Genomic DNA, 23,541 nt, shown 5'->3' on the forward strand with positions numbered 1-23,541 from the left:
ATGGTTAAAAAAACCAGTATCGCGATTGCATTACAATATCAAACGCAATCCTTTGATTTACAGGTGCCACGCTATGTGACGACTCAGCGTCTAGAAAGTTTAATCGCGTTAAATTTACAACAATTAAAGATTGAACTGCCGCAACAGTGGCATTTGAGTTTGCAGGGCAAGCAATTACGATTAGCACCAGATCAACTGCTCGCTAATTACCCAGTCAGTGATGGCGATCAATTTATAATTCAAGAAGTGGTGGGAAATAAGCATGACACAAATCAATGATGGTCAGAATCAAATTGAAGTCCGGATCGAAGCGGGTCAATTTGAAGTGACGTTAAAAGCCAATCAATACCAAGCTGGCCAACAAGCGTTTATTGAAACGTTATTGGCTGAAACCCCAACTTTGTTGCCTGGTCAATTAACGGTCACTCAAGATAATGAGTTAATGATTCAATATGCCTTACCGAAATGGGGGCAGACGTTGCAAGCCGCTAGTCAAGCGGCCAATCAGCAAGAACGGTTGCGCTTGGCGATTATGTTGAACGTCTTAGGCCATTGGCAAGGCCAGAATGTTAATTTATTCTTAGCGCCCCAAAATATCTGGGTCACTGAACAACAGATTAGACTGGCCCATCGTGGTTTTGAAGGCGTTGTGATCCCCGAACAACAAGATTCATTGGGATTTTTAGCGCGGTATAAAGCATTAGTGCTCAACACACTCAATCCGAAATACGAATACGTGGCGTTGGTCAATGGCTCGGCGGCAATGCGCAATCCGTTTGAACAATCGATTGTCGTAGCGGAGAACGTTCAAGCCATCACTCAAATTCTACAAGCCGAATACCGGCGGATGACGCTGAATCAAGTGCCCGTTAAACAGAGTCGCTATACCTGGTTACGGTGGGGATTTGGGGTTCTCGTGGTTAGTACCTTGGTGCTAGCGGGCAGTGTCGGGTATCTGTCAGGGGTTAAGGCCCCCGAACAAACGCGGGTGATTAATAGTCAAGCGGCCTTTATGACCAAAGATTACAATCAAACGACTGATATTTTGAAGGCCGACAATCCGAAACAGTTAGCGAAATCGGCGCAATACGTGTTAGCCGCCAGCTACATTAATCTCGATAATTTAACCAATCAGCAAAAGAAAACATTGTTAAATCAGATATCTCCACAGAGTGATACCAATACGTTGTTGTACTGGATTAATACCGGACGGGGTGACTTTAAAACGGCACTCAGTTTGGCTAAGAATCTCGGCGATAATCAATTAACGTTATATGCCTACACCAAGCTATACGATGTCACTAAGGCCGATGATCGTATGGATGGGACCCAAAAGCAAAAACGGCTAAAACAATATCAGGCGAGCATTCAAAAATACGTCAAGAAGTTAGGGGGCAAAGCCAATGGTCTTGAAAAATAAGCCGATTTATCCGCAAGTTGGCAATCTAGACGACCAAATTGTAGCGACCCCTGAAATAGCGTTCGATATTTTTCTGACCGAAGCCCAATTGTTGCACGTCACAATGACTGCGAATCAACAGCGGCAAGTCGGCCACCATCAATTGACGACAGTCGTGGGACAGTTACAGATTGATGCGCAACCAGTTATCTTCAAGCAGGCGAGTGTCCGAATCGCTGAATTATTAATTGTCCGGCACTCGTCGTTAATCACGGTCAGTTGTTTACCACCGATTGACCGGTTGGTGATTGCCGCCGATGATAAAGCGAATTTGCAAATCCAAGACTCGGCACGGGTTATCGTGACACCCTTAGGGGCAGATGAGTATCAAATTACGCTGCTGGCCGGTGAGCAAGCCAGCTATTTGAATCAAAAACGGGTGACTAATACCACCACTAATTTCGCGGTTGGTGATCAAGTCTTGGTCGCGGGACTGATGCTAGAACGGCGGCCACACCAATTTAAAATCACGGATTTGACACAGCAAACGCAGTTTAGGCGGTTACGGACGGTGCCCTATCAACCGGAATATCCAATTGATTTTCCGGATTTCAGGAGAAGCCCCCGAATCATGTTGCAAGAACCCAAAGATAAAATCACGATTAATCAACCGGAAAATTTACGGGACCAAGAAAAGAATGATTTGTTCAAGACCATCCTGCCGCCATTGGGGATGTTAACCGCTAGCTTTGCGACTGCGATTCTAAGTGGTCGCAATCCGGTTATGATGCTTGGGATGGGGAGCGCTAGTTTAATGACGATGGGGATTTCGATTTCGTCATTCTTTACGAATAAAAAGACGGCCGGTCAGCAAGCTCAATTAAGAACAAGTCATTATCAAGAATACATTGTCGAAAAAGCGGCGCAGGTTAAACAGTTGGCGGTCACGCAACGGCATGCACTGGCTTATCATTATCCAGCGATGCCGGCGTTGGCCGATTTAATTTTAAATTATAGCCCGCGGATCTATGAAAAGACGAGTAATCATCAAGATTACTTGAAAGTCATGTTGGGGACTGGGGCAATCGCACCTAGTTTTAAATTGGATTTTAAGGATGATGAGCAACATAAAAATGACCCCTTAATGCAATTGGCGCGCGAAACGATTATTGAACCCTATCAGTATTTGCGAGATGCGCCGGTAACAACCTCCCTTTTAAATCAAACGATTGGTTTAGTTGGGGTGGAACGACAGTTGAGCGAAGTCGTTCAAGCCTTGCTCTTGCAAATTGCGACGTTTCATTCGTATCACGATGTCGAAATGCTGGCCTTAGTGCCCGAACAAACCTACGCAACTGATTGGACACAATGGCGGTGGTTACCCCACTTCAAGATCCACGCATTAAACCTGCGCGGGATTGTACACAATGTTCAAACCAAAGAGATGGTCTTAAACAGTTTCTACCAATTACTCAATAAGCGCCGCCAACTCGTTTCCGAAAAGAGCCACGAGCAATTGACGTTCAGTCCGCATTACATTTTAACGATTCTCGACGACAGTTGGTTAGCCGGTCACGGGTTAAATGAATTTCTGGCAGAAGACATGAGTCAATACGGGGTCACGGTCATCTGGGGGAAAGAAGGCGCTGCTATGTTGCCGGAAACCGTCACGACACTCATTGAATATGACAATTTGGCAGCAGCTAAACTAATCAATGAAGATCGGCAGTATGTTGCTAAAAGTTTTAAACCTTATCGGTTAGCGAATCAACAAAGCTTACCGGTGCTGATTAGTCATTTAGCGAACTTAAACCATTTAGAAGTCGAAAAAAATGCGATTCCGGAATCGGTTACCTTCTTAGGGATGTACGACGTGCAAACGACGGCTCAATTAGCGATTGCACAACGGTGGCAAAAAGCAAACACCTCTAAATCATTAGCGGTGCCTCTAGGCTTACGCGGCAAAGATGAACTTGTTTATTTAAACCTGCACGAACGCGCGCACGGGCCGCACGGTTTGGTCGCGGGGACCACTGGTTCGGGTAAGTCCGAAACGGTGCAAAGTTATCTATTGAGTTTGGCCGTCAATTTCGCACCGGAAGATGTCGGTTTCTTGCCAATTGATTTCAAAGGTGGCGGGATGGCGAATTTATTTGCGAAACTCCCACATTTGTTGGGCGCCATCACCAATTTGGACGGTGCCAGTTCAGCACGGGCGTTAGCCAGTATTCGAGCTGAATTACAAAAACGCCAACGCTTATTTGGTCAGTTCGGGGTCAATCACATTAACGGTTATACCAAACTGTATAAAGCCGGTAAGTTGGTCAGTGACCCCGTTGAAAAGGCTAACTATCCGACGAAACCGTTACCCCATCTCTTCTTAGTGTCCGATGAATTTGCTGAATTGAAAGCTAATGAACCCGAATTCATGGACGAATTAGTTTCGACCGCTCGAATTGGGCGGTCGCTGGGGGTTCATCTGATTCTCGCGACGCAAAAACCAAGCGGGGTCGTCGATGATCAAATTTGGTCGAACTCTCGATTTAAACTAGCTTTAAAAGTGCAAGATGTCGCTGATTCGAACGAAATTTTAAAGACACCGGATGCTGCAAGCATTGTTGAACCCGGTCGGGCCTATTTACAAGTTGGGAATAATGAAATTTACGAATTATTCCAGAGTGCGTGGAGCGGTGCCAAGTACGATCCAAATCAAAGCCAAGAAGTCAAAATTGATGAACGACTTTGGTTGATTAATGATTACGGGCAAACGGAATTATTAACGGCCGATTTATCCGAAGATGAAGTCGTTCAAGTGACCAATCAACAAGCTGAAAAAACACAATTAGAAGCAATCGTGGATCAAATTGCCGCAATCGCCACCGAAACGAAGGCCGTTCTGCCGGATAAACCGTGGTTACCGCCATTAGACACCATGATTGCCACACCGCAGATTGATTTTAAAACTAAGTGGGAACAACCACGAATAACCGCGGCACCGCTTGGACTATTGGATGTGCCGAGTAAACAAGCGCAAGTCACGTTTAATTTTGATCTTGAAACACAGGGTAACACCTTAATTTATAGTAGTCCCGGATTTGGGAAAACGACGGCGTTGCAAACCTTATTGATGAACTTTGCTAAGGAAAATACGCCAGCACAAATGCAATTTAATCTATTGGATTTTGGCACGAACGGTTTATTGCCCTTGAAGGATTTACCCCACGTGGCCGATCTCGTTAATTTGGAACAAGTCGAAAAATTAACGAAAATGTTGCAACGAATCCGTGAACAACTCGATGAACGCAAAAAAGCCTTTCAACAAGCCGGGGTGGCAAGCCTTACGCAATATGAAATGAGTACGAAAAAACAGTTACCAATCATTGTCAATGTCATTGATAGTTACGATGCCGCGCTGGAAGATCATCAGCGCGATGCGATTGATAGCACGCTGATGCAAGTTTTACGAGAAGGCAATTCGTTAGGCATTTACCTAGTGATGACGACGAGTCGCAGTTCAGGTATCAGAATGGCGATGTTGAGCAATATGGCGACCCAGTTACCACTGTTCTTAATTGATAATGATGAATTAAGGAATATTATGGGCCGCGAGTATATTCAGCAACAAGCCTTCAACGGTCGCGGGCAGTTAGCTGTTGATGAGCAGGTGAACGCGATTCAAATCTATACGCCGAATACTGAAACTGAAACACTGGCGATTTTGCAACGTCTTAAAGAGGACGTGACCGTCATGGAGGCCAGTTGGCAGGGTGAACGGCCATCGGTGTTACCGATTGTGCCCAGTGAATTTGAACTAGCAGCCTTCAATCACGATCAACGGGTCGTTGAATGGGTAGCCGCTGGCAAATTGCCGTTCGGGTTGGCCTTAAGCGATACGGCGCCATTAGGGTTTATTCCGGATCAACAAGCATTCTTCTTGATTGCTCACAGTACGGAGGAACAGTTAGCCAATATTCAAAAAGTATTGTTCGCGCAATTTAAAACATTAGCAAAAAACAAGGCGCTTTTCTTAGTTGATTTGGAATCGGAATTAAAAGAGCAGCACGACTTGTTTAATCAAGTCTTTACGAATGATTTAGAAGATATCGCGGCTTTAAAACAATTAATGGCTGATTATGTGCAAGCAGCGACTGAGAATCGGCGATTAGATTCAGCGATAATGTATATTGCTGATTTAGAACAATTCTTTAAAGGCACCAACTTTAACTTAGCCGATTTCAAACTGACGATTCAAAAAGGGCGTAAAGCCGGCTTATCAATCATTATCCAGAGTCCAGAAAACTATGTTGGCCGTAGCTTTGATCCGTATGCACCGGGGATTCGAGAAATCGTCAGTGCTGGGCTGGTCATGGCGAAGCTCAGTGAGACCAACCTGATTCAAGCAACGGGCTCAACCATGGCGGGCCAACTGGCTGAAAATGAAGCCTATTACTTTGAATCCAAAGGCCGCAAATACGCCAAAATGAGATTTGCCGGTCAAAAATAATCAATAAAGGAAGTCTTATCAAATGGAACAGGTTGAATTTTTGCCATTAGGCTCAATTATCATTCTACGAGGAACCGTTAAGAAATTATCAATCGCGCAACGCGGTGTTCAGTTACCAAGCGACGATGGCGGAGCGCCACGTTATTTTGATTACGGGGCGATTCTTTATCCAGAAGGATTAGTTGAAGACCAGCTCGTCTACTTTAATCATGAACAAATTCTAAAAGTGATTTTTGAAGGGTATCGGGATGAGGATGACGCCTTAATTGTGGGCGAGCTGAATCGGATATTACAAACGTTGGATGAGGACGGCGCGCCGGACCCATTCGCAAGCCTACGGGAGGAATAGTCGATGGGGAAAAAAGCGGATGCCGCTAAACAAGCTAAGATTGACAAGTTATCGGCGGCGATAGCTAAATTACGTGCGAATCAAGAAGCAATCGCGGCGTTAGACATTAGTAAACTGATGACGGCCGGGACCAAACAGTGGGCGGGCAGTCAACAGATGAGATTTATCGATGAATTAAGCGATCTTCAAAAAGCTGTCGGGAAAATCAACACCGGAATTGAGAAAGCAATTGCGGATTATCAAAGTAAAATCGATGCGCTCAGCGCTGATTTATACGCAGGTGCATACAGCACGGTCGCAAAATATCAAATTAATAGTCCCTATTAGCGGACAGTCAATCGGAGGTAGCTAATGGTTAAACAACATTTAGATCAAGCGGCGTACAACACGGACTTAACGAAGGCTAACTCGGCCGCTAAGCGCCTTGATGGGGGTAACGGGTTAAATGCCCCTCAAGGCAGTCTTTCAACCAATTTTCCTAAGCAATTTCAAACCAAGTATGCTGATTTAACGAAGGCGATCAACGCCTATGCTGATGTGATTAGTCACGATATTAGTCGCTTTTCAGCGGCGGCCGATAACCAAGTGACCCTCGACAATGCTAACGGAAAGCGGTGAATAACGTGGCAAAACTGTATTATGAAAAATTAACGGATTATCAAAAGCGCGCGACAGATGGTCTCAAGCGCCGAACAGAAAAGTTAGAACAACTTAAAACAGCTTTACAGAACTTAGCGACTTCTGAGAATTTTCAAGGAACAGCCGCGACTAATATCACAGCATATTTACAAGAGGTCCACATTAACGGTATGATTAACGGGTTGCTTCAGGCGGTTGACAATCTGCAACAAACGCTCGATTTCTACGTGATCGGTTATCCAGCCGTTGATCAAAACGGCGTTGTTTTTAAATTGATCGATGACGATTTAGCGAAGCACCAAACAGAAGTCGCTAATCGCAGCCGCGATTATCACAAAATTTTGACGAGCGCTACCAAAACGATGACCAAGGTTGAGCATATAAAAGCAACCAGTGGTTTAGCGAAAGTCACTAAGAACAGTTCGGCGGTGATTGATAATTTGACGACTATGAAAAAGCTGGCGTTCGATCAGCAAACGGACTGGCATCGTTACGACAGTGATCACGCCAATGATTTTGCGACTTTAGACACATTAATCGGGCAATTAAACAGCCTCGTCGGTCAATACGCGGGTGGCACCGTGCCAACAATGGCGGACTATCAAGGCGGCGGTTTTAATTTGGTAGCGGGTGAGCAGTATACGAACGCGCTAGCGAGTGTTAGCGCAATGAACCAGAGCCGGGCCGCTGCGGATAAGCAAGCCAGACAGAGCCTTAGCCAAATTCGTACTAGCCAAAAGCAATACGAAAAAGCGGTGGCGAAACAAAAGAAAATTGAAGCGCAAAAACAAAAAGACGCCAACAGAACAGCTGGAGCAGCTTCTTTGTTTGTAGACTTATCTTTCATTGTAGTGGGGGGACTGTTGACACTAGCATCAGGCGGCGCCGCAGTTCCTTTACTTTTACTTGCAACGGCCGCAGCCTTTGATGCAAATACATTGTATAGTGACTTTGATAAAGCTAGAACTGGCAAAAATGAAGGTACAAATTTTATAAAATCTAACCTTCAATGGATATTAGGTCAGCAAATAGGAGAATATACGTATGAAACCGCAAATATAGCTTCTGGTATTATTGGAAGTAGTGGGGCATATAAGGAATTAGCTGAAAAGGGAATAGTGGTGAATATTTCTAGAGAAAGTAAAATATTTACTAGTGTAATGAACAAAAATATAGGTAAAAATATTGTTGCTGGTACTATTAAATCAAGTCAAACAATATTCCCGGCTAGAATCAGTGGTGTAACAGCAAAAGAAGTAAGTAAGGTAGTCACGGTAACGTATGGGAAAAAATCAGTTACTGAATTTGGAGAATATCAGATTAAGAAAGAAATAATCGAACCAATTTCAAATGGAACCAATGAAATATTAAGGGATGGCACATATAAAGTAACCGGAAACGAATTTATTTCAGATGTTACTGGAGATATGGGTGGTAAGGGAATCGGTAAAGGCATAGGTTTTGTAAAAAATAAAACTATTGATAGTACAAGTCAACGTATGCGAACTTCAATGGAAGAGACTGTAGAAGAAGCTAAACTTAAACAAGTACAATCAATAATAAAATCGCTCAATCAGCAGTATAGTTATACAAAATATATCAGTAATCTAGGAGATCGTTAAAATGGCAATATTTGATTGGTTCATGGGGACACCACAACAATCGGTTTTATTTTTGATAATAAAAATAGCGATTTGCGCTACTATTTATTTGATAACTATTACATTATCATCAGTTAAAAATGTTAATAAGGACTCGTTAAATCAAAATAATAGCCATTTAGGAATACCTTTAAGATGGTTAGTCTTAACAGTTGTTTGTTGGATAGGTTCAGTACTTATTTTGATTGGTAATTTAGATAGTTTAATAAATCCTGACCATGATTCATATTTATCTGGGCTGCTTTTTTTCGGGACATGGATTGTTTTAAGTCTTGGATGGACAATAATTGCTTGGTCCGTGTTATTAATAAATATTAAAAAGAGTTCGAAATCGGCGACGGAGAAAGAAGTTTTGTATCTTAATAACAATTTGACATTGAATGCAGGAATAACGGGATTAATGTTTGGAATGGTTGGTGTTATTATGCTAACAATGGTATTTGGTAGTCCTGATAAAATTGCGGCAACTAGTAAAACATTTGAATTTCATCCATTAAGAATCGTAGGTTTTATATTATCGTTCGCGATTCCACTGTATCTGTTGGTTAAGATTCCGAAATGGTTTCGGCAGTATGTCGAAAAATTTATTTAAACTTAAAGTAGAGGCATTAATTAATGGCAGCACAACATATCGTATTAGGGGTTACAAGTAATTCATTTTGGTTCATAGGTATTTATTTAATTGTTTTAGGACTATTAATGGTTGGAATATATTATGGATTGACGAATAAAAAGAACCGAAGCACATTTCTGATGATCGACACCGTGTTGAGTATCGTCGTTTATTTAGTGGGTGGCGTAATTGTGGGCTTAATTCTAGGCGTTCACTTTTATTATGAGGATAGTGAAAGATTGGGATTACTTTTATCGGGTGTACCAGGAATAATGGGACTTTTATGTTCATTGCTTTCTTTTACATTTTTAGTTATTAATTGTCGGAGACTATTAGATGGCGATAATCAAGATATAGAATCAACAATCGAAAGTAGTTTTTCCAATAATTATGTTTTTGGATTTTCACAATTGACGTTATTGATGGGGCTCATTTTTACCGTACTTCCATCCGGGGCAATAATTGATCTTCTCTTGAAAATTCCGAATGATAACGAAGTGCATTGGATTGGCTTATTAGCGGTGATACCCTATATTTTAGGAGTCTATCTACAATTTAATGTGCCAAAATGGTTTGAAAAATCGGCTTGGACCTATGCCATTCAGCAACAACTTGTTCAGGACTATCCAACACGTCTTAAAAGACGACGTGATCGAAATAAATAAAAAATAGAAATTCAATATTTGGAGGTTTAAGATGACAGTCATCAATTGGTTAATGGGCACACCACAACAATCAGTTTTATGGATAGTATTAAAAATGATTTTATGCATCGGGATCTATTTAGTAACGGTTATTTTATCATCGTTAAAGAATGTTAACAGAGATTCTTTAAATAAGAATAATAGCAAACTAGGGACTTCGTTAGGTTGGTTGTTTTTAACGGTCGTTGGTTGGTTAGGATCAACGATAATTTTTGCGGTTAATTTAAATAATTTAATGAGTTCAGAATATCAATCAGATCTATTTGGCGCAGTTTTTTTCATAACGTTAATCATTTCAGGCTTTTGTTGGACAATAACTGCCTGGTCTTTTCTATTGACTAATATTAAGAAAAGTGAAAAACCGGCCGTTGATAAAAGAGAACTTTATCTGAATAATAATTTAACGTTGAACGCAGGTATCACAGGGTTAATGGTCGGAATAGTGGGTTGCATGATGTTGATGATAATGCTTTTTAATCAGTTGACACCACCGGCGACTAAACAAGTTGAAATTCATCCGATCAGAATAATAGTACTAATTTTAATATTTATTGTACCAATCTATTTATTAATTAAGATTCCAAAATGGTTTCGGCGATATGTCGAAAAATTTATTTAAATTAAAGTAGAGGCATTAATTAATGGTAGCACAACGTATCGTATTAGGGATTACAAGTAACTCATTTTGGTTCATAGGTGTTTATCTAATTGTTTTAGGCTCGTTAATGGCGGGGATGTTTTATGACCTGATTAGTAAAAAAAATCGAATTGGGAGTTCTATGCTGTTGGCTATATTAAGTATCGTTGTTTATTTTGTTGGTGGATTGATTTCTGGTGCAATATTAGGCGTTCATTTTTACGCCGATGATAGTGAAAAACTAGGTTTACTACTATCAGGTATCCCAGGTATTGTAGGCATTATTTGTTGCCTCATTACTTTTACTGTACTGACAAAAGAAGCGAAAAAGCTTGCTTATCAAAATCAAGATGTAGAAAGAATAAAAATATTATTCTCCAATAATTATGTATTTGGATTTGCTCAAATGACGATGCTTTTTGGACTAATATCAACATCACTTGCTTCAATGGGGTTATTAGAAGTCATTATTAGAATACCTGATAATGGGAAACCACATTTACTAGCTGTGGTATATTTTATACCATTTATCGTTTTATTTTATTTGCTAATCAAAATACCAAAATGGTTTGAAAAATCAGTTTGGACTTATGCGATTCAGCAACAACTTGTTCAGGATTATCCAGCACGTCTTAAAAGACGGCGTGATCGAAATAGATAAAAGAAATTAGCAAATATACTAGATAGAGGTTTAAGATGGCAGTATTTGATTGGTTCATAGGGACAGCACAACAATCGGTTTTATTTTTAACGCTGAAAATAGTGGTCTGCACTATTAGTTGTTTAGTAATGATGACCTCGTCGTCAATTAGAAATGTTAATAAGAACTCGTTAAATAATAATAATAATCAACTAGGAAGAGCTTTAGGATGGTTATCCTTAACAATCTTTAGTTGGTTATTGATACTGCTTGTACTGATTGGCAATTTAGATAGTTTGATAAATACCAGTCATAATTCGAACCTATCGGGAATAATATTTTTTGGAACATGGATTATTTTTGGTTTAGGATGGACGATAATTGCTTGGTCCGTGTTATTAATGACTCTTAAAAAAAGTTTGAAATCAGCGACGGAGAAAGAGGGTCTGACGCTTAATAATAATTTGACATTTGGCATAGGTATAATGGGATTAATGTTGGGGATGGTTGGTGTTATTATGATGGTTACAGTAATATTCGTATCGACGACACCACCGGCACAGAAATCAATCGAATTCCATCCAGTTCGATTGTTGGGAGCAATAATGACTTTTTCGATTCCGATGTATCTTCTAGTCAAAATCCCCAAATGGTTCCGGCGGTATGTCGAAAAATTTATTTAAACTAGCCAGCAAATCCGGGGCAGAGATCAAATTCAAAAAAGCAACTAACGACGAGTCATGCGTCGCTGGTTGCTTTTTTGCTTGAATTAAACTTTTTAGAGAAGTCACTTTTATAGTGATTGTTGTAATTAAATATCATTTTATTTAATAATGAATAACGTTTACGTCTGGATATCGAACGTTGGTGATAAGGCCTTTAATCTTGAATTAAGGCCCATTATAATGATTGTTAATAAGGGTTACCATTTATTTTAGGAGATGCGTGATCGAATAATGGAGGAAAAAAAGTGAAAAAGAATTTAATTTTATTGTTAGCAACACTCGGATGTTTAGTAACGTTTGCGCTAGGTTTATGGCAGGCGCATCCGGTTATGGCGAGTACTCAGTTTGGTGATCAATTCATTACTAACGCCGCTTTATTAGATGGTGCGGGTAATCCCGCCACAAATGTTGGCGAATTTGATACGACTCAGGCCCACTATGATTTTCAAATTCCGGACGGACAAGCCGTTCAAGCCGGCGATACAATGCAAGTTACGTTACCGATTCAACTGGTGGTCAGTGGTGATGTTCAGTTTGAAATTTTAGATGAAAATGGTGTCGTAATTGCTAATGCGGTTGTCGATAAAACAACGGGCACGGTGCTGATCACTTTTACGGATTATTACACCAGCCATCCGACTAATCGTGAGGGTTCGTTTAATATCAGAACTCAATGGAATTTGGATAATATTACGATTGATACCGAAGTACCGCTTAATTGGGGTAATCAAGGGATTACTAATGTCTATGTCGGACCGAATGCTAAACCGGATAGTAACGAACAGTTATGGAAATGGGGGACGATTGATGCCAATGATCCGACGTTAATTCACTGGACGATGCGCGTTAACTATCAGCGCTTAACGATTCAAAATGCGGTGTTGACCGATACGCTAGGACCGAATCAAACGTTAATTGAAAATACGATTCGTGCGAGCCATGTTGTCTATGGAGAAGGGAATCAATATACAGTAATTGGCGCAGTCCCTAGTAGTCAAATCACAATTAATAATCAACAATCATTTCAAATTAACTTAGGGACTTTAGATGATACCGTTTTGGTTAATTATGATTCACGGGCGACTGATGGCGGTGCTGCGGGCAGTTATACCAACCAAGCCAGCTTAAGTGGTGACCAATATGAAACCTCGACCGTTGCGGTGCACACGGCGTCGACCGGCGGGGATGGCGACGGTTCTGGGACAAACCAAAGTGTTGTTCTAACTAAAAAGGATGCCACTGATGAGACGAAAGTTTTAAAAGACGCCCATTTTAAATTAGTTGACGGCCAAGGCCAGATTGTTAAAAGTGATTTGGTGACCGATCAATCTGGTCAAATTAAAGTGACTCAATTAGCCGTTGGCGACTATCAGTTTATTGAAACGCAAGCCCCAGCCGGGTATCAACTCGATGCGACACCGGTTCAGTTCAAAATTATTGCTAATCAAAATCAGAATGTCAGTGTAAGTAAGACGAATCAACCAGTGGTTCTCGGGCAAGTCACGTTGCATAAACAAGATCAGACCACGCATCAAGCATTAGCTGGCGCGGTATTTGACCTCAGAACGGCGGCTGGTCAAGTCGTGCAAAGTGATTTACAGACGGATAAAACCGGCCAAATTGTGGTGACTCAATTGCCAATCGGCGATTATTATTTTGTTGAAACCCAGGCACCAGCGGGCTATCAACTGGATACAACGCCGGTTAGCTTTACAATTAGTCAGGCACAATTAGCGGTGACCGTTGTTAAATATAATCAGTTACGGCCGGTCCCTAAGCCCAAACCTGAAGTGCCGGCACAGCCACTCACGCCAAGTAATAAGACTAAGCAAATCACAACACAAAAACAAACGGCTAAGCAATTACCGCAGACGTCAGTTCAATCTGATTGGCAACTGGTCATTCTTGGATTGACGTTAATTGGGATGGTCGCTTATTTAAGCGTTAGTGATCGAACTTGGACCAGATAAATTAGAATCAATACAATTAATACGATATTTTCTTGCTAAAATTATAGATATTATTTATAATATAAATGTGCACAAATATATTATATTCAATTTGATTGAGAGGTTGTGATTTTCCAATAAGAATAAAGGTACGTTTTACTTTGATCAAATTTAATTTTAGGAGTGTTAGGTATGAAAAAGAAAAGACAGTTAATTTCAACTAAAATTCTATACTTATGTATGGGATTGATTATGTTGATGGGCTTCAAAATGGGGACCGTCTCAGCTGCGACGGTTGGGAATATGACAGGGTTAGATGCGAATAGCGCCGTCATTACAGATACGAATGATAATGTCATGTCGCACACGGCGACTTTAAGTAAATGGGAAGCTTTCAAAGTGACCTATCAATGGCAAATGGCCGACAACGTCGATTTACACGCTGGTGATACTAGCACCGTTACTTTGCCAAACAACGTTGTAACGAGTGAAAATTATCAATTTGATTTATATGATATTCAAAGTCACGCGGTTATCGGTCAATTTAAGATTGCTGCCGGTTCACAAACCGGAACGATGACCTTTAACGATTATCTTGTAACGCATAACTTGAATCGCCATGGTGCTTTAACGCTTATGACGGTTGGTAAGGATGACGACAAGAATATCATGAATGACTGGTTATTGAATAAAATTGGTTGGATTTCAGATGACACATTAGTCAACGATCATCCCAATTTGATTACTTGGAACGTCGCTTTCAATGCGGCTAGTAAAACGATGGACAAAGTCGTGATCAATGACACATTGGGTGCGAATCAAAAATATGTCGCAGGCTCATTAGTGGCTAAGACGGGTCAATTCGATGCCAATGGCGATTTTATCGCTGACGGTGGTACTGTGACACCAACGACGATTTCTGAAGTTAATGGTCAATTAGTGTTTACGTTTGACCATATTGAAAAAGCGGTTAACGTCACTTATCAATCACAAATTACTGGGTTGAATGCTGACCAAAAATGGACCAACAAAGCTGATATCTCAGCCGATATTAACGGTAGCAATCAAACCGCTAGTGTTGAAGCGGAAGTTGCTTGGGGTGGTTCAGGTAATGGGACTGGTGATCAAAAACCAGCGATTAAAGGTCAAGTCACTTTAATTAAAAAAGATGCTGATTGCGGTCAACTATTAGCCGGCGCTGTTTTCTCACTATACCGGTCAAATGGGCAACTCGTTCAAGCTAACTTAACAACTAACCGGAACGGTGTCGTTACTGTCTGTGATTTAGATGCAGGTGATTACTATTTTGTCGAAACAAAAGCACCAACTGGTTACACTTTGAATCGGAATCATTTTAATTTCTCAATCACGGCTGACCAACAAACACCAACGGTAACAGTCACTGATAAGAAATGTGATACCGACGACCACCACGGCTGTCATCATCACCATGACGATTGCCACCACGGCGAACACCACAATGGTTGTCACCACGGCAGCCACCATGGCGGCCATCACGGTTGTTAATCATTAGATAAATAGTGTTTTAAATGTTGTTAAAACATCTTTATACTATATTTTTATTGTTTTTTCGATATTAAACGCGGTATAATGATTGAGTAGTAATTATTCCTCCAAAGTAATTACTACAATTGATTAGCACAAAGACGCGTTTCCAATTTAATTGGCAACGCGTTTTTTTTTATATTTGGATGAATTAAAGGTCACCTATTAAAAAATAAAAGTGAGGAATCATAATGGCAGCACTGAAAGTGATGACTATTTTTGGCACACGCCCGGAAGCGATTAAAATGGCCCCAATTATTAAGGCGTTAGAAAAGGATCAACGATTTGAATCAATCGTGGTTGTGACCGCGCAACATCGACAAATGTTAGACGCTGTTTTAGAGCTGTTTGCGATTAAGCCGGATGTTGACTTAAACATCATGCGCCCCAAACAAACGTTAACAACGATTACAACGACGGTTTTAAGTCAGTTGGACCAGGTGATTTGCCGAAAAAAGCCAGATATTATTTTAGTTCATGGTGATACGACCACCACATTAGCGGCAAGTTTGGCGGCTTACTATCATCAAATTAAATTGGGGCACGTTGAAGCTGGTTTGCGAACTTGGCAAAAGTATTCGCCGTTTCCAGAAGAAATGAATCGGCAATTGGTCGATGTACTTGCAGATATTTATTTTGTACCGACCAAAACAAGTCAACAGAATTTATTGCAAGAACACCATACCGATGCGCAAATTTACGTGACTGGTAATACGGTAATCGATGCTTTGAAAACAACGGTTGACCAAACAGCAACGTTACCATTTCTTAAAGGGGTGACAGAGCGGCAGCGGCTTATTTTATTGACGATGCATCGCCGGGAAAATCAAGGATTAACAATGCGACGGATTTTTAAAATGATCCGACAAATAATTGATCGTCATCCTGATACGGTGCTCATCTATCCGGTTCATTTGAATCCAGCCATTCAATCAATGGCCCAAGAAGAGTTAGGGAACCATGAGCGGATTCAATTAATTAAGCCATTAGAGGTTGATGAATTCCATAATTTAATGGCGCGTTGTTATTTAATCATGACCGATTCGGGCGGTGTTCAAGAAGAAGCACCCGCTTTAGGTGTGCCAGTATTGGTGCTTAGAGAGACAACTGAAAGACCAGAAGGCGTTGCGGCCGGTACTTTGCGGTTAGTTGGGACGCAACCAGTCGCAATTGAACAAGCAGTCGATGAATTATTAACGAATCAAGTCCGCTATCAAGAAATGGCGCATGCCCAAAATCCGTATGGCGACGGACGAGCTGCCGAACGGATATTAACGATTATGGCGCGTGAATTCGGCTTGGCCGATATTGGTTAACGGGGAATGATTGATGTAAGTGAGGAGTTTTAAGATGGTGTTACAACAGCTGATTAAATTATTAATACCAATATTGATATTAATTGTGGTAAGTGTTGTCTTGGCGGGCACCATTACGTTATTAATGATTATCATGGATTCTATTAAGCGTGGAAGGAACCACTAAATATGCAGTTAGTAATTGATCTATATTTTGTCATCATGGTGCTATTTTACACGTTTGTTTTAACCACGGTTTTTAGTTCGATGTACGTTGAGCGACGGACAACCAGTGATTATATGGCCATGACAACGCAAGAACCATTGGTTTATTTTTTCTTAATTCCGTGCATTGATGAAGATCAGGTCATTCAAGAAACGGTGACGCGGCTATGTTCTTTTAATTTTGATGGCCAAGTGATCGTCATTGATGATGGGTCTACTGATCGAACGGCTGATTGTGTTCGACAAGTCAAAGATGCGCGGGTTAGTCTGCATCAGAGGCAGTTACCAAATGCGCAACAGGGTAAAGGTGAGGCGTTAAACGATGCGTTGCAATTAGTGTTAGCCACTTGCCAAGAACAGCAGTTGGCACCTGAACGAGTTGTCATCGGGGTGTTGGATGCGGATGCCTATCTGTCGAATAACGCTTTAGACGCGGTCGCTAAATCTTTTTACTTCGAAGGCAGTACTGCGGTTCAATTGCGAGTCAAGATGAAGGCGCCCTTTAAAAATGCGCTCCAAGTGGCCCAAGATGCCGAATTTTTTACGATTAATAATTATGATCAAATCGCCCGTAAATTGTTTCAAAGTGTCGGTTTGAGTGGGAATGGTCAGTTTTTTAGATTGAAACCAATTCTGGATCGCATTGGTAAACGGCCTTGGGGCAGAGCGCTGTTGGATGATTACGAGTTAACGTTAAAATTAATGATTAAACATTTAAAAGTAGATTATGTCGCAGACGCTTACGTTTATCAAGAAGCGCTATTTTCAATCCCACGGCTGATTAAGCAACGTAGTCGTTGGGTGCAGGGTAACTTAGATTGTCTGAAGTATGTCAAACCGTTGTGGAAAGAGGGCCATTTACGGAAGTCACAATGGGTGAGTATTCTCTATTTTTTAACCCAACCGTATTTAAACCTCGTTTCTGATAGTGTCATCATTATTCTTTTTAGCGATATGATTTATCGGTTTGTCACCGTGCCAAATACCAACTGGCTAAACAGTGGCTTATTATTATTGGGGGTTTTTGGGGCGTCACTCGTTTTGGGCGTCATCTTTACTTTAAATTATCGAAAAACGTTGCGCCATTTCCACGAAGACGTGCCACCCAAGCGCCATTTAATGGTATTACCGCTTTTCGTATCTTATATGTACGTCATTCTTTTCTTCAGTATCATTTTGGCATTCTATCGAAAATTGATGAAACAAAATGATTGGATTAAAACTAAACGCAATTAATTAGTTGCGCAACAAAACATTTGTGTACGTACAAGTACGATATAAAGTTAACGTACATGACAATAAACGCAACGTTCATGTTAAGGTGGTTGTATTTTCCGATTATTATTGATAAAATTCAAGAGCATTAGTTGAGGGTGTTTATAAATAAGGAGGTGACTGATATGATTAGTTTATTCCGTTTATGGATTTTTATTTGGTGCTAATGGTAAAGGAAGTGAAATTGTCGAATGGTGATTACAACAGGACAGGGTTTATTGATTAACGTCACGTCATATATTTTTATGCTCACAGCCTATCTTTATTTGTTGAAACAACTAAACATTAATAGCTGGTGGCGAATTTTCGGTAGTGTTGCTGTTATTCAGATGTTCGATCTTATCGGATTAATCCGATATGAAGAATTAATTTTGATTATGATGTTAGTGCTTCTGATGAGCAAACAATTAATTAAAAGTTTGAATAGACGAAAACTTTGGGGACAAATTGTAGTTTCTGGTGCACTTGCCTATCTAACGACTATTATTTCAACGTTGTTGACAGAGATTGCGATCATGGGTATTCTCACTATTTTTGGGAGTTCATTCACGTGGTTGAGTGCTGTTATCTGTGCTTTTTTACAGCTAATTGTCGGTGGGCTGATATTGATTCTTACCGTAAAAATCCGAACTGTCTTAAATGAAGCCATTCAGCGGTATGGTTATCGTGATTTATTATTTGTAATGGGTGGTTTGCTCGGTAGCACGGTAATGGTTATCGTATTAGTCGATGAATTTAGTTACTTAAACGTGCCAATTGGTTATTTAACATTGATGGTTTTGACGATTTTTGTCGCTTTGTTCTTCGTGGTAATTGGCTGTTGGTTGTTTATCCGAATCTTGTTGCGACAGGCTAAAATCGAACGGGAACAAACGAACCAGGCCAACTTGGCAATGTATACGGACCAACTCGAAAAAAATTATAATGAGGTCCGTCAATTTCGGCACGATATTAAGAACGCGTTACTTGCCCTTGAAATCCGAATTGACGAAAGTGATGATGCGCTACTGACTGCCGATGTGCAGGCATTAATGCAACAATATCACTTTGATGCGATTTTCAGTAGTGAGATTGGCCGTTTTGCGAATATCAATAATACCTATATTAAGGGGATTATTTTTAGCAAATACGTCGCAGCTCAAAAACAAGGGATTTCATTGACGGTCGAAGTGAGTGATGATTTATTTGATAGTCAGCAACAATATTTTAATGAATTGCGGATACTGGGCATCTTATTAGATAATGCATTAGAGGCCGCCATTGCTGTTAATCAAGCCAAAGTGGTTGTCAGTATTTTCCGAGAATCGGGGCATTTAATCTACCTGGTTAAAAATCGAGTTGATGGGTCGGTTAATATTGCTAAGATTTGGCAACGGGGTTATTCAACCAAAGAGGATAACCGCGGATTAGGCTTAACAACGGTTCGCGAAATTGTTAATCAACACGGCAATTTCTATCTATCAGTCAAACAGGTTTCGAATGAATTTATTGCGCAACTAAGTGTTGCAGATTAGAAATCTACAAGCTGTGACAGAACTTGGTTATCAATTGAGTATCAAGTTGAAAATGCTGATTATCCTGAACTAAGGATAACCAGTATTTTTGATTTGAACGGAAATTGATGAGTTCTGGCGCGCGTCAATGAAAACTATTCGGTTAAAATTAGGATACTAAGATTTATGCCACGCCCCATTTTATTGTCTGAGATCGAGCCATTAAAAAAATCCCCCTAGAAGTTGAAGGGGGATTGGTCGGTTATTAGTTAGCTTTGTAACTGTTCAATTTCGATACTTAATTGGTCATCTTCTAAGAATTTAGCAAAAACTAAGGCTTGGGTTAAGGTTTCAGCGTATTCTGGGGTATTTTTACCAAGCGTTTTAGCTTTAAGCGCAAGGATTTGAGCCAATTGATCAATAAAATGGTGTTTTTGGCTTAATTCGATTCCAGTCTCCAATAGTTTTTTAGCCACTTTATTTTGATTACTGGCTAATAGGTATTGCGCAGTATGATAGATGGTGAATAAAACGCGATGTAAATCAACGTTATTTAAATGGTCCAAGTGTTGAATTAATAGTAAGTTCTTATTGAAGTAGAATTCAGCGAGCGGTTCATCTGCTTGTTGATAGATTAAACCCATCCCGGTGTTGAGCAAGAGTTTCAGGGTGGATGCTTCATCCCCAATCGCTGCCGTAAAGGAATTATAAGCAGAAAAGACTTGTAGTTCAGATTGTTGATTTAAAAAGCTCGTGTAACCTTGGAAGAAATAGAAAATTGGAGGGAACGTATTTGGTTGGCTACTAGCAAAGTCAATGGGTTGAATGCAGTCCAAGGCAAGTTGGGTATGACCGTTTAATAGGGCAATTTCAGCATTGATTGTATTTTGATCGGTTGCCGTGTCAATTGAATTAAACTCTGTAAATAAATCGTTGAGGGTTAAATCTAAACGTAAACAAATTTTGGTTAAGATTGGAATCGTCGGTGGAATCTGTTTTTTTTCAATCTTACTAATCGTATTTTGAGTACAGATACCGGCCGCTAATTCAGATTGTGTGAGTTGTTTTTTTAATCTTCTTTCGTGAATCAAATCACCTAAGAACATAGTAAAACCTCCGATATAGAAATTATATATATATATTTACTATTAATTATAAACGCTTGAAGCAAATATGTATACGTTTATGTTGAAATGATTATTTCTAAGTGAATGATGGTAAAATATGCTTAATAGCTATTTCGTGGGATTTTAAACTGGAGGACTAAGATGATTAACGTTTTTTTATGTGATGATGAACCAACGCTTCTCAAAAATTATAGTGAAATTGTGACTAATTTTGCGCAGTCGCATCCCAATACAACTGAGATTACTTTAAAGACTAAGAATGGTTACGAATTATTAGTCTTTCTAAAAGAAAGTTATTTTCAAGGTGGCCTCTATTTTTTAGATATCGACTTAGCCAACGATCAATTGAATGGGATTGATTTGGCGCTTGAAATTCGGAAACTTGATTCGTATGCTCAAATCGCCTTTATCTCAACGCACGAGGAATTATTGAAGGAAACGATTCAACGTCGGATTAATATTCTTAATTTCATCTACAAAGAAGATGGCCTAGAAAGTGTTCGTGCGATGATTCAGGAAACCTTAATGACGGCGATTGAGCTACATGATAAGCAGTTGCCAGAACAAGAGGATGCGGCTTATTTTGAATATAATAACGGTTTAATTCTAGAAAAAATCAAATTGGATGAAATTAATTATTTTGAAACGGCCCAGCAAGTCCGCCATATTCTAGTCCACGCTGATAGTAGCGTGATTGAATTCAGTGCTAAAATGATTGATATTGAAAAGCAATTGCCACAATTTTATAAAGCTCATAAAAGTATCTTAGTTAATCCTGAAAAAGTGGTGAAGATTGATAAATTGAAACGACGGGTGGCGTTTGATAACGGGGATAGTTGCGATATCTCCTATCGGAAAGTCACGGGTCTAATGAATTTAATTGCTACCGCTCAACCGGATTAAGCAAAAACAAGCTGTGACAGAACTCGGTTATCAATTGAATATCAAGATAAAAAGGCTGGTTATCCTTAGTTCGGGATAACCAGCCTTTTTAATTTGGATTAATCGTTATTTTTTAATCGTGCTAGTGCCGTCAGCGTAGTTTAAGGTAACACCATTCTCAACGTTGAAAATGTAGACGTTGAACTGGATTGCGTCGCTACCAACTGATTGGCCTTCCATTTGAACGCCGCGAGCGAGTAATTCTTCACCTTTAAAAATCGGGGTAACCCGGTAACGAACGTAAGCCTTCGGATTTTGTTTCAAGAAGTAGGCGATGTCGGATTCATGGGCTAACATTTCGGGAGCGTTTAGTTGACGAGTACCGGTCATCAAATTTTTAGGATTATTGTTCTGACCGGTTAATTGATAACCAATTAAATGACTACGATTATAGAGCCAACCGGAACTAATGCGTTTGTTGTGCCAACCAGTTGGGTTCCAAGTCAGGCCTTCGCGTTTAGCAGTGGGCATCAACGATTTATTTAACAGTGCGTTGGCACTTCCAACCCGATTGAGTTGGTCTAAGTCGCTAAAAGTCTGCCAAGCGCCTTTAGTGGTTGCTAAATCAGTGGCATTAAACGTGGGTTGATTATTGTTAACCACGATTTCGTTTTGATTAGTGTATTGTAACGCCGCTAGTTCAGTTGTCGATGATTTTGTTTTGGGCGTTGTGTTTAATTTTTGATCTAATTTCGCGATTTTTTGATTTAACTGGTTGATTTTCTTTTGAAGCTTGGTTAGCTTTTGTGTATTCTTGCGATTCTTAACTTCGATCTGATGCGCTTCTTTTTGTGTTAGGTCGGCTACTTTCGTTTGAGCAAAAGTTGGTTGTGGTTGCGCTAAGGTAACGCAACCGATTAAGGCCAGGCCAATTGTGAGCTGTTTAAGCTGTTTTTTAATCGTCATTAATTTCTCCTCCTAATCTTCCCAGCCACAAAGCGTGTAGCCTTGCGCTTGTGCATCAGCTAGTGACATTGGAATGACGCTGTTGGCTCGGCTGAGGCCCCGGCAGTTAGGATCATTGTGGTATTTCCGACCAGAGTCCGGCGCGATGTAGACCGTGTTTTGCGTTTGTTCCGTAGCCGCGGCCTGTGATTGTTGAGCTGCTGCAGCTTGTTGAGCGGCCACGGCTTGCTGACTTTGAACCCGAGCAGACTCAGCGGCTTGTTGACTAACCTGTGCTGCTGCAGCAATCGATTGGGATTGTGCAGCGCTGCTAGCGGCTGCTTGGGATTCAGAAGCAGCCTGTGCTTGTGCGATTGAAGTTGATTCAGAAGCAATTTTGACTTGCTTTTTGTAGGCTTTTTGTTTCTTGGTTAATTTTTTAGTGAGCTTTTTAGCTTCTGCTTGCTTTTGGGTTAGTTCTTTTTTCAAAGAGCTGGAAGTGGCTAAGACGGCCTTTTTTTCTTTAGTCGATAATTTTTTGACCTTGGTAACGTCACTTTGCTTAGCCGCTTGTGGTTGGTGGCTTGGTTGATTATTCGTCGCCAGACTTAGTCCGATTAAAGCGACAACGGCGACTGTTAAGCTGACTAATAACGGGGTTCTTAAAACGAATGATGAGTGTTTAGCGCTTTTACGCCGGATTAAGTAGTATCCGACGCTAACACTAACGAGTAAAGATAGTAATAAAATATTAATCATGAGATTCCTCCAAAATAATTTAATAGAGCCACTAATCCCCAGAAATAGTGAACAATGTCGGTCAAAATTAACTCGTTTGCGTATATAAAAGTTAATGAATGATCAGACTTGTTAAGTATACCAAGATTATCAATAGAAAAGCATTCTTATTTTA

21 protein-coding genes are annotated in these 23,541 nt (G+C 40.4%); 18 read left to right on the plus strand and 3 right to left on the minus strand.

The window, feature by feature from the left end:
- The 17 genes from LFUMFP_RS04780 (at position 1) to LFUMFP_RS04860 (ending at position 19,695) form a co-directional block, all read left to right on the plus strand.
- The gene (locus LFUMFP_RS04780; RefSeq protein ID WP_106483162.1) at positions 1-279 is read left to right on the plus strand and encodes an EsaB/YukD family protein; all 279 of its coding nucleotides are present in this window, start codon (positions 1-3) and stop codon (positions 277-279) included.
- Positions 263-1,420 carry a type VII secretion protein EssB gene (gene essB / locus LFUMFP_RS04785; protein ID WP_106483163.1) on the plus strand — a complete coding sequence of 386 codons (1,158 nt, stop codon included), beginning with the start codon at positions 263-265 and terminating at the stop codon, positions 1,418-1,420. The genes LFUMFP_RS04780 and essB overlap by 17 nt, the downstream gene beginning before the upstream one ends.
- Positions 1,404-5,903, plus strand: a complete 4,500-nt coding sequence (essC, locus tag LFUMFP_RS04790) for a type VII secretion protein EssC (RefSeq protein WP_106483164.1) — start codon at positions 1,404-1,406, stop codon at positions 5,901-5,903. The genes essB and essC overlap by 17 nt, the downstream gene beginning before the upstream one ends.
- A 22-nt stretch (positions 5,904-5,925) precedes the next feature.
- The gene (locus tag LFUMFP_RS04795) at positions 5,926-6,252 is read left to right on the plus strand and encodes a DUF4176 domain-containing protein (RefSeq protein WP_106483165.1); all 327 of its coding nucleotides are present in this window, start codon (positions 5,926-5,928) and stop codon (positions 6,250-6,252) included.
- A 3-nt stretch (positions 6,253-6,255) separates the two neighbouring features.
- On the plus strand, positions 6,256-6,579 hold the full coding sequence (locus LFUMFP_RS04800; RefSeq protein ID WP_106483166.1) for a hypothetical protein: 324 nt from the start codon (positions 6,256-6,258) through the stop codon (positions 6,577-6,579).
- 24 nt (positions 6,580-6,603) lie between these two features.
- Positions 6,604-6,870 (plus strand): hypothetical protein, encoded by a 267-nt coding sequence (locus LFUMFP_RS04805; RefSeq protein ID WP_106483167.1) that lies wholly within the window; start codon positions 6,604-6,606, stop codon positions 6,868-6,870.
- Between the two features lie 5 nt (positions 6,871-6,875).
- A complete protein-coding gene (locus LFUMFP_RS04810; RefSeq protein WP_158697724.1) occupies positions 6,876-8,513 on the plus strand; it encodes a T7SS effector LXG polymorphic toxin in 1,638 nt (545 codons plus the stop codon).
- A gap of 1 nt (position 8,514) precedes the next feature.
- Entirely contained in the window at positions 8,515-9,144 is a 630-nt protein-coding gene (locus LFUMFP_RS04815; RefSeq protein WP_106483169.1) for a hypothetical protein, read from the plus strand.
- A 23-nt stretch (positions 9,145-9,167) separates the two neighbouring features.
- Positions 9,168-9,830 (plus strand): hypothetical protein, encoded by a 663-nt coding sequence (locus LFUMFP_RS04820; RefSeq protein WP_106483170.1) that lies wholly within the window; start codon positions 9,168-9,170, stop codon positions 9,828-9,830.
- A 52-nt stretch (positions 9,831-9,882) separates the two neighbouring features.
- The gene (locus LFUMFP_RS04825; protein WP_233210624.1) at positions 9,883-10,488 is read left to right on the plus strand and encodes a hypothetical protein; all 606 of its coding nucleotides are present in this window, start codon (positions 9,883-9,885) and stop codon (positions 10,486-10,488) included.
- A 22-nt stretch (positions 10,489-10,510) separates the two neighbouring features.
- The gene (locus tag LFUMFP_RS04830; RefSeq protein WP_106483172.1) at positions 10,511-11,167 is read left to right on the plus strand and encodes a hypothetical protein; all 657 of its coding nucleotides are present in this window, start codon (positions 10,511-10,513) and stop codon (positions 11,165-11,167) included.
- A gap of 35 nt (positions 11,168-11,202) precedes the next feature.
- A complete protein-coding gene (locus tag LFUMFP_RS04835; protein ID WP_106483173.1) occupies positions 11,203-11,829 on the plus strand; it encodes a hypothetical protein in 627 nt (208 codons plus the stop codon).
- Between the two features lie 287 nt (positions 11,830-12,116).
- On the plus strand, positions 12,117-13,841 hold the full coding sequence (locus LFUMFP_RS04840) for a SpaA isopeptide-forming pilin-related protein (protein WP_106483174.1): 1,725 nt from the start codon (positions 12,117-12,119) through the stop codon (positions 13,839-13,841).
- Positions 13,842-14,012: 171 nt separating this feature from the next.
- Complete coding sequence (locus tag LFUMFP_RS04845) at positions 14,013-15,347, plus strand: SpaA isopeptide-forming pilin-related protein (RefSeq protein WP_106483175.1); 1,335 nt, start codon at positions 14,013-14,015, stop codon at positions 15,345-15,347.
- A 230-nt stretch (positions 15,348-15,577) separates the two neighbouring features.
- A complete protein-coding gene (gene wecB / locus LFUMFP_RS04850; RefSeq protein ID WP_158697725.1) occupies positions 15,578-16,702 on the plus strand; it encodes a non-hydrolyzing UDP-N-acetylglucosamine 2-epimerase in 1,125 nt (374 codons plus the stop codon).
- 168 nt (positions 16,703-16,870) lie between these two features.
- The gene (locus LFUMFP_RS04855; protein ID WP_106483176.1) at positions 16,871-18,142 is read left to right on the plus strand and encodes a glycosyltransferase; all 1,272 of its coding nucleotides are present in this window, start codon (positions 16,871-16,873) and stop codon (positions 18,140-18,142) included.
- Positions 18,143-18,372: 230 nt separating this feature from the next.
- Positions 18,373-19,695 (plus strand): sensor histidine kinase, encoded by a 1,323-nt coding sequence (locus LFUMFP_RS04860; protein ID WP_106483177.1) that lies wholly within the window; start codon positions 18,373-18,375, stop codon positions 19,693-19,695.
- A gap of 248 nt (positions 19,696-19,943) precedes the next feature.
- On the opposite strand, the gene LFUMFP_RS04865 is transcribed toward LFUMFP_RS04860, so the two are convergent.
- Complete coding sequence (locus LFUMFP_RS04865) at positions 19,944-20,780, minus strand: helix-turn-helix domain-containing protein (RefSeq protein ID WP_106483178.1); 837 nt, start codon at positions 20,778-20,780, stop codon at positions 19,944-19,946.
- 162 nt (positions 20,781-20,942) lie between these two features.
- On the opposite strand from LFUMFP_RS04865, the gene LFUMFP_RS04870 reads away from it, so the two are divergent.
- Positions 20,943-21,704 carry a LytR/AlgR family response regulator transcription factor gene (locus LFUMFP_RS04870; protein WP_106483179.1) on the plus strand — a complete coding sequence of 254 codons (762 nt, stop codon included), beginning with the start codon at positions 20,943-20,945 and terminating at the stop codon, positions 21,702-21,704.
- 105 nt (positions 21,705-21,809) lie between these two features.
- Here LFUMFP_RS04870 and LFUMFP_RS04875 read toward each other — a convergent pair whose 3' ends face one another.
- Both LFUMFP_RS04875 and LFUMFP_RS04880 read right to left on the minus strand, forming a co-directional pair.
- Positions 21,810-22,649: a DNA/RNA non-specific endonuclease gene (locus LFUMFP_RS04875; protein WP_106483180.1), complete on the minus strand. Its 840-nt coding sequence runs from the start codon at positions 22,647-22,649 to the stop codon at positions 21,810-21,812.
- A 12-nt stretch (positions 22,650-22,661) separates the two neighbouring features.
- On the minus strand, positions 22,662-23,387 hold the full coding sequence (locus LFUMFP_RS04880; RefSeq protein ID WP_025083757.1) for a hypothetical protein: 726 nt from the start codon (positions 23,385-23,387) through the stop codon (positions 22,662-22,664).
- Positions 23,388-23,541: the final 154 nt, after the last annotated feature.

Origin of the sequence: Latilactobacillus fuchuensis (assembly GCF_900258455.1) — a bacterium.
In the GTDB taxonomy this organism is placed as follows: domain Bacteria; phylum Bacillota; class Bacilli; order Lactobacillales; family Lactobacillaceae; genus Latilactobacillus; species Latilactobacillus fuchuensis.

What these genes read in the sequence shown, in the direction of transcription:
- LFUMFP_RS04780 (WP_106483162.1), top strand. Translation starts at nt 1, where the DNA reads ATGGTTAAAAAAACCAGTATCGCGATTGCATTACAATATCAAACGCAA.
- essB (WP_106483163.1), top strand. Translation starts at nt 263, where the DNA reads ATGACACAAATCAATGATGGTCAGAATCAAATTGAAGTCCGGATCGAA.
- essC (WP_106483164.1), top strand. Translation starts at nt 1,404, where the DNA reads ATGGTCTTGAAAAATAAGCCGATTTATCCGCAAGTTGGCAATCTAGAC.
- LFUMFP_RS04795 (WP_106483165.1), top strand. Translation starts at nt 5,926, where the DNA reads ATGGAACAGGTTGAATTTTTGCCATTAGGCTCAATTATCATTCTACGA.
- LFUMFP_RS04800 (WP_106483166.1), top strand. Translation starts at nt 6,256, where the DNA reads ATGGGGAAAAAAGCGGATGCCGCTAAACAAGCTAAGATTGACAAGTTA.
- LFUMFP_RS04805 (WP_106483167.1), top strand. Translation starts at nt 6,604, where the DNA reads ATGGTTAAACAACATTTAGATCAAGCGGCGTACAACACGGACTTAACG.
- LFUMFP_RS04815 (WP_106483169.1), top strand. Translation starts at nt 8,515, where the DNA reads ATGGCAATATTTGATTGGTTCATGGGGACACCACAACAATCGGTTTTA.
- LFUMFP_RS04820 (WP_106483170.1), top strand. Translation starts at nt 9,168, where the DNA reads ATGGCAGCACAACATATCGTATTAGGGGTTACAAGTAATTCATTTTGG.
- LFUMFP_RS04825 (WP_233210624.1), top strand. Translation starts at nt 9,883, where the DNA reads ATGGGCACACCACAACAATCAGTTTTATGGATAGTATTAAAAATGATT.
- LFUMFP_RS04830 (WP_106483172.1), top strand. Translation starts at nt 10,511, where the DNA reads ATGGTAGCACAACGTATCGTATTAGGGATTACAAGTAACTCATTTTGG.
- LFUMFP_RS04835 (WP_106483173.1), top strand. Translation starts at nt 11,203, where the DNA reads ATGGCAGTATTTGATTGGTTCATAGGGACAGCACAACAATCGGTTTTA.
- LFUMFP_RS04845 (WP_106483175.1), top strand. Translation starts at nt 14,013, where the DNA reads ATGAAAAAGAAAAGACAGTTAATTTCAACTAAAATTCTATACTTATGT.
- wecB (WP_158697725.1), top strand. Translation starts at nt 15,578, where the DNA reads ATGGCAGCACTGAAAGTGATGACTATTTTTGGCACACGCCCGGAAGCG.
- LFUMFP_RS04855 (WP_106483176.1), top strand. Translation starts at nt 16,871, where the DNA reads ATGCAGTTAGTAATTGATCTATATTTTGTCATCATGGTGCTATTTTAC.
- LFUMFP_RS04860 (WP_106483177.1), top strand. Translation starts at nt 18,373, where the DNA reads ATGGTGATTACAACAGGACAGGGTTTATTGATTAACGTCACGTCATAT.
- LFUMFP_RS04865 (WP_106483178.1), bottom strand. Translation starts at nt 20,780, where the DNA reads ATGTTCTTAGGTGATTTGATTCACGAAAGAAGATTAAAAAAACAACTC.
- LFUMFP_RS04870 (WP_106483179.1), top strand. Translation starts at nt 20,943, where the DNA reads ATGATTAACGTTTTTTTATGTGATGATGAACCAACGCTTCTCAAAAAT.
- LFUMFP_RS04875 (WP_106483180.1), bottom strand. Translation starts at nt 22,649, where the DNA reads ATGACGATTAAAAAACAGCTTAAACAGCTCACAATTGGCCTGGCCTTA.
- LFUMFP_RS04880 (WP_025083757.1), bottom strand. Translation starts at nt 23,387, where the DNA reads ATGATTAATATTTTATTACTATCTTTACTCGTTAGTGTTAGCGTCGGA.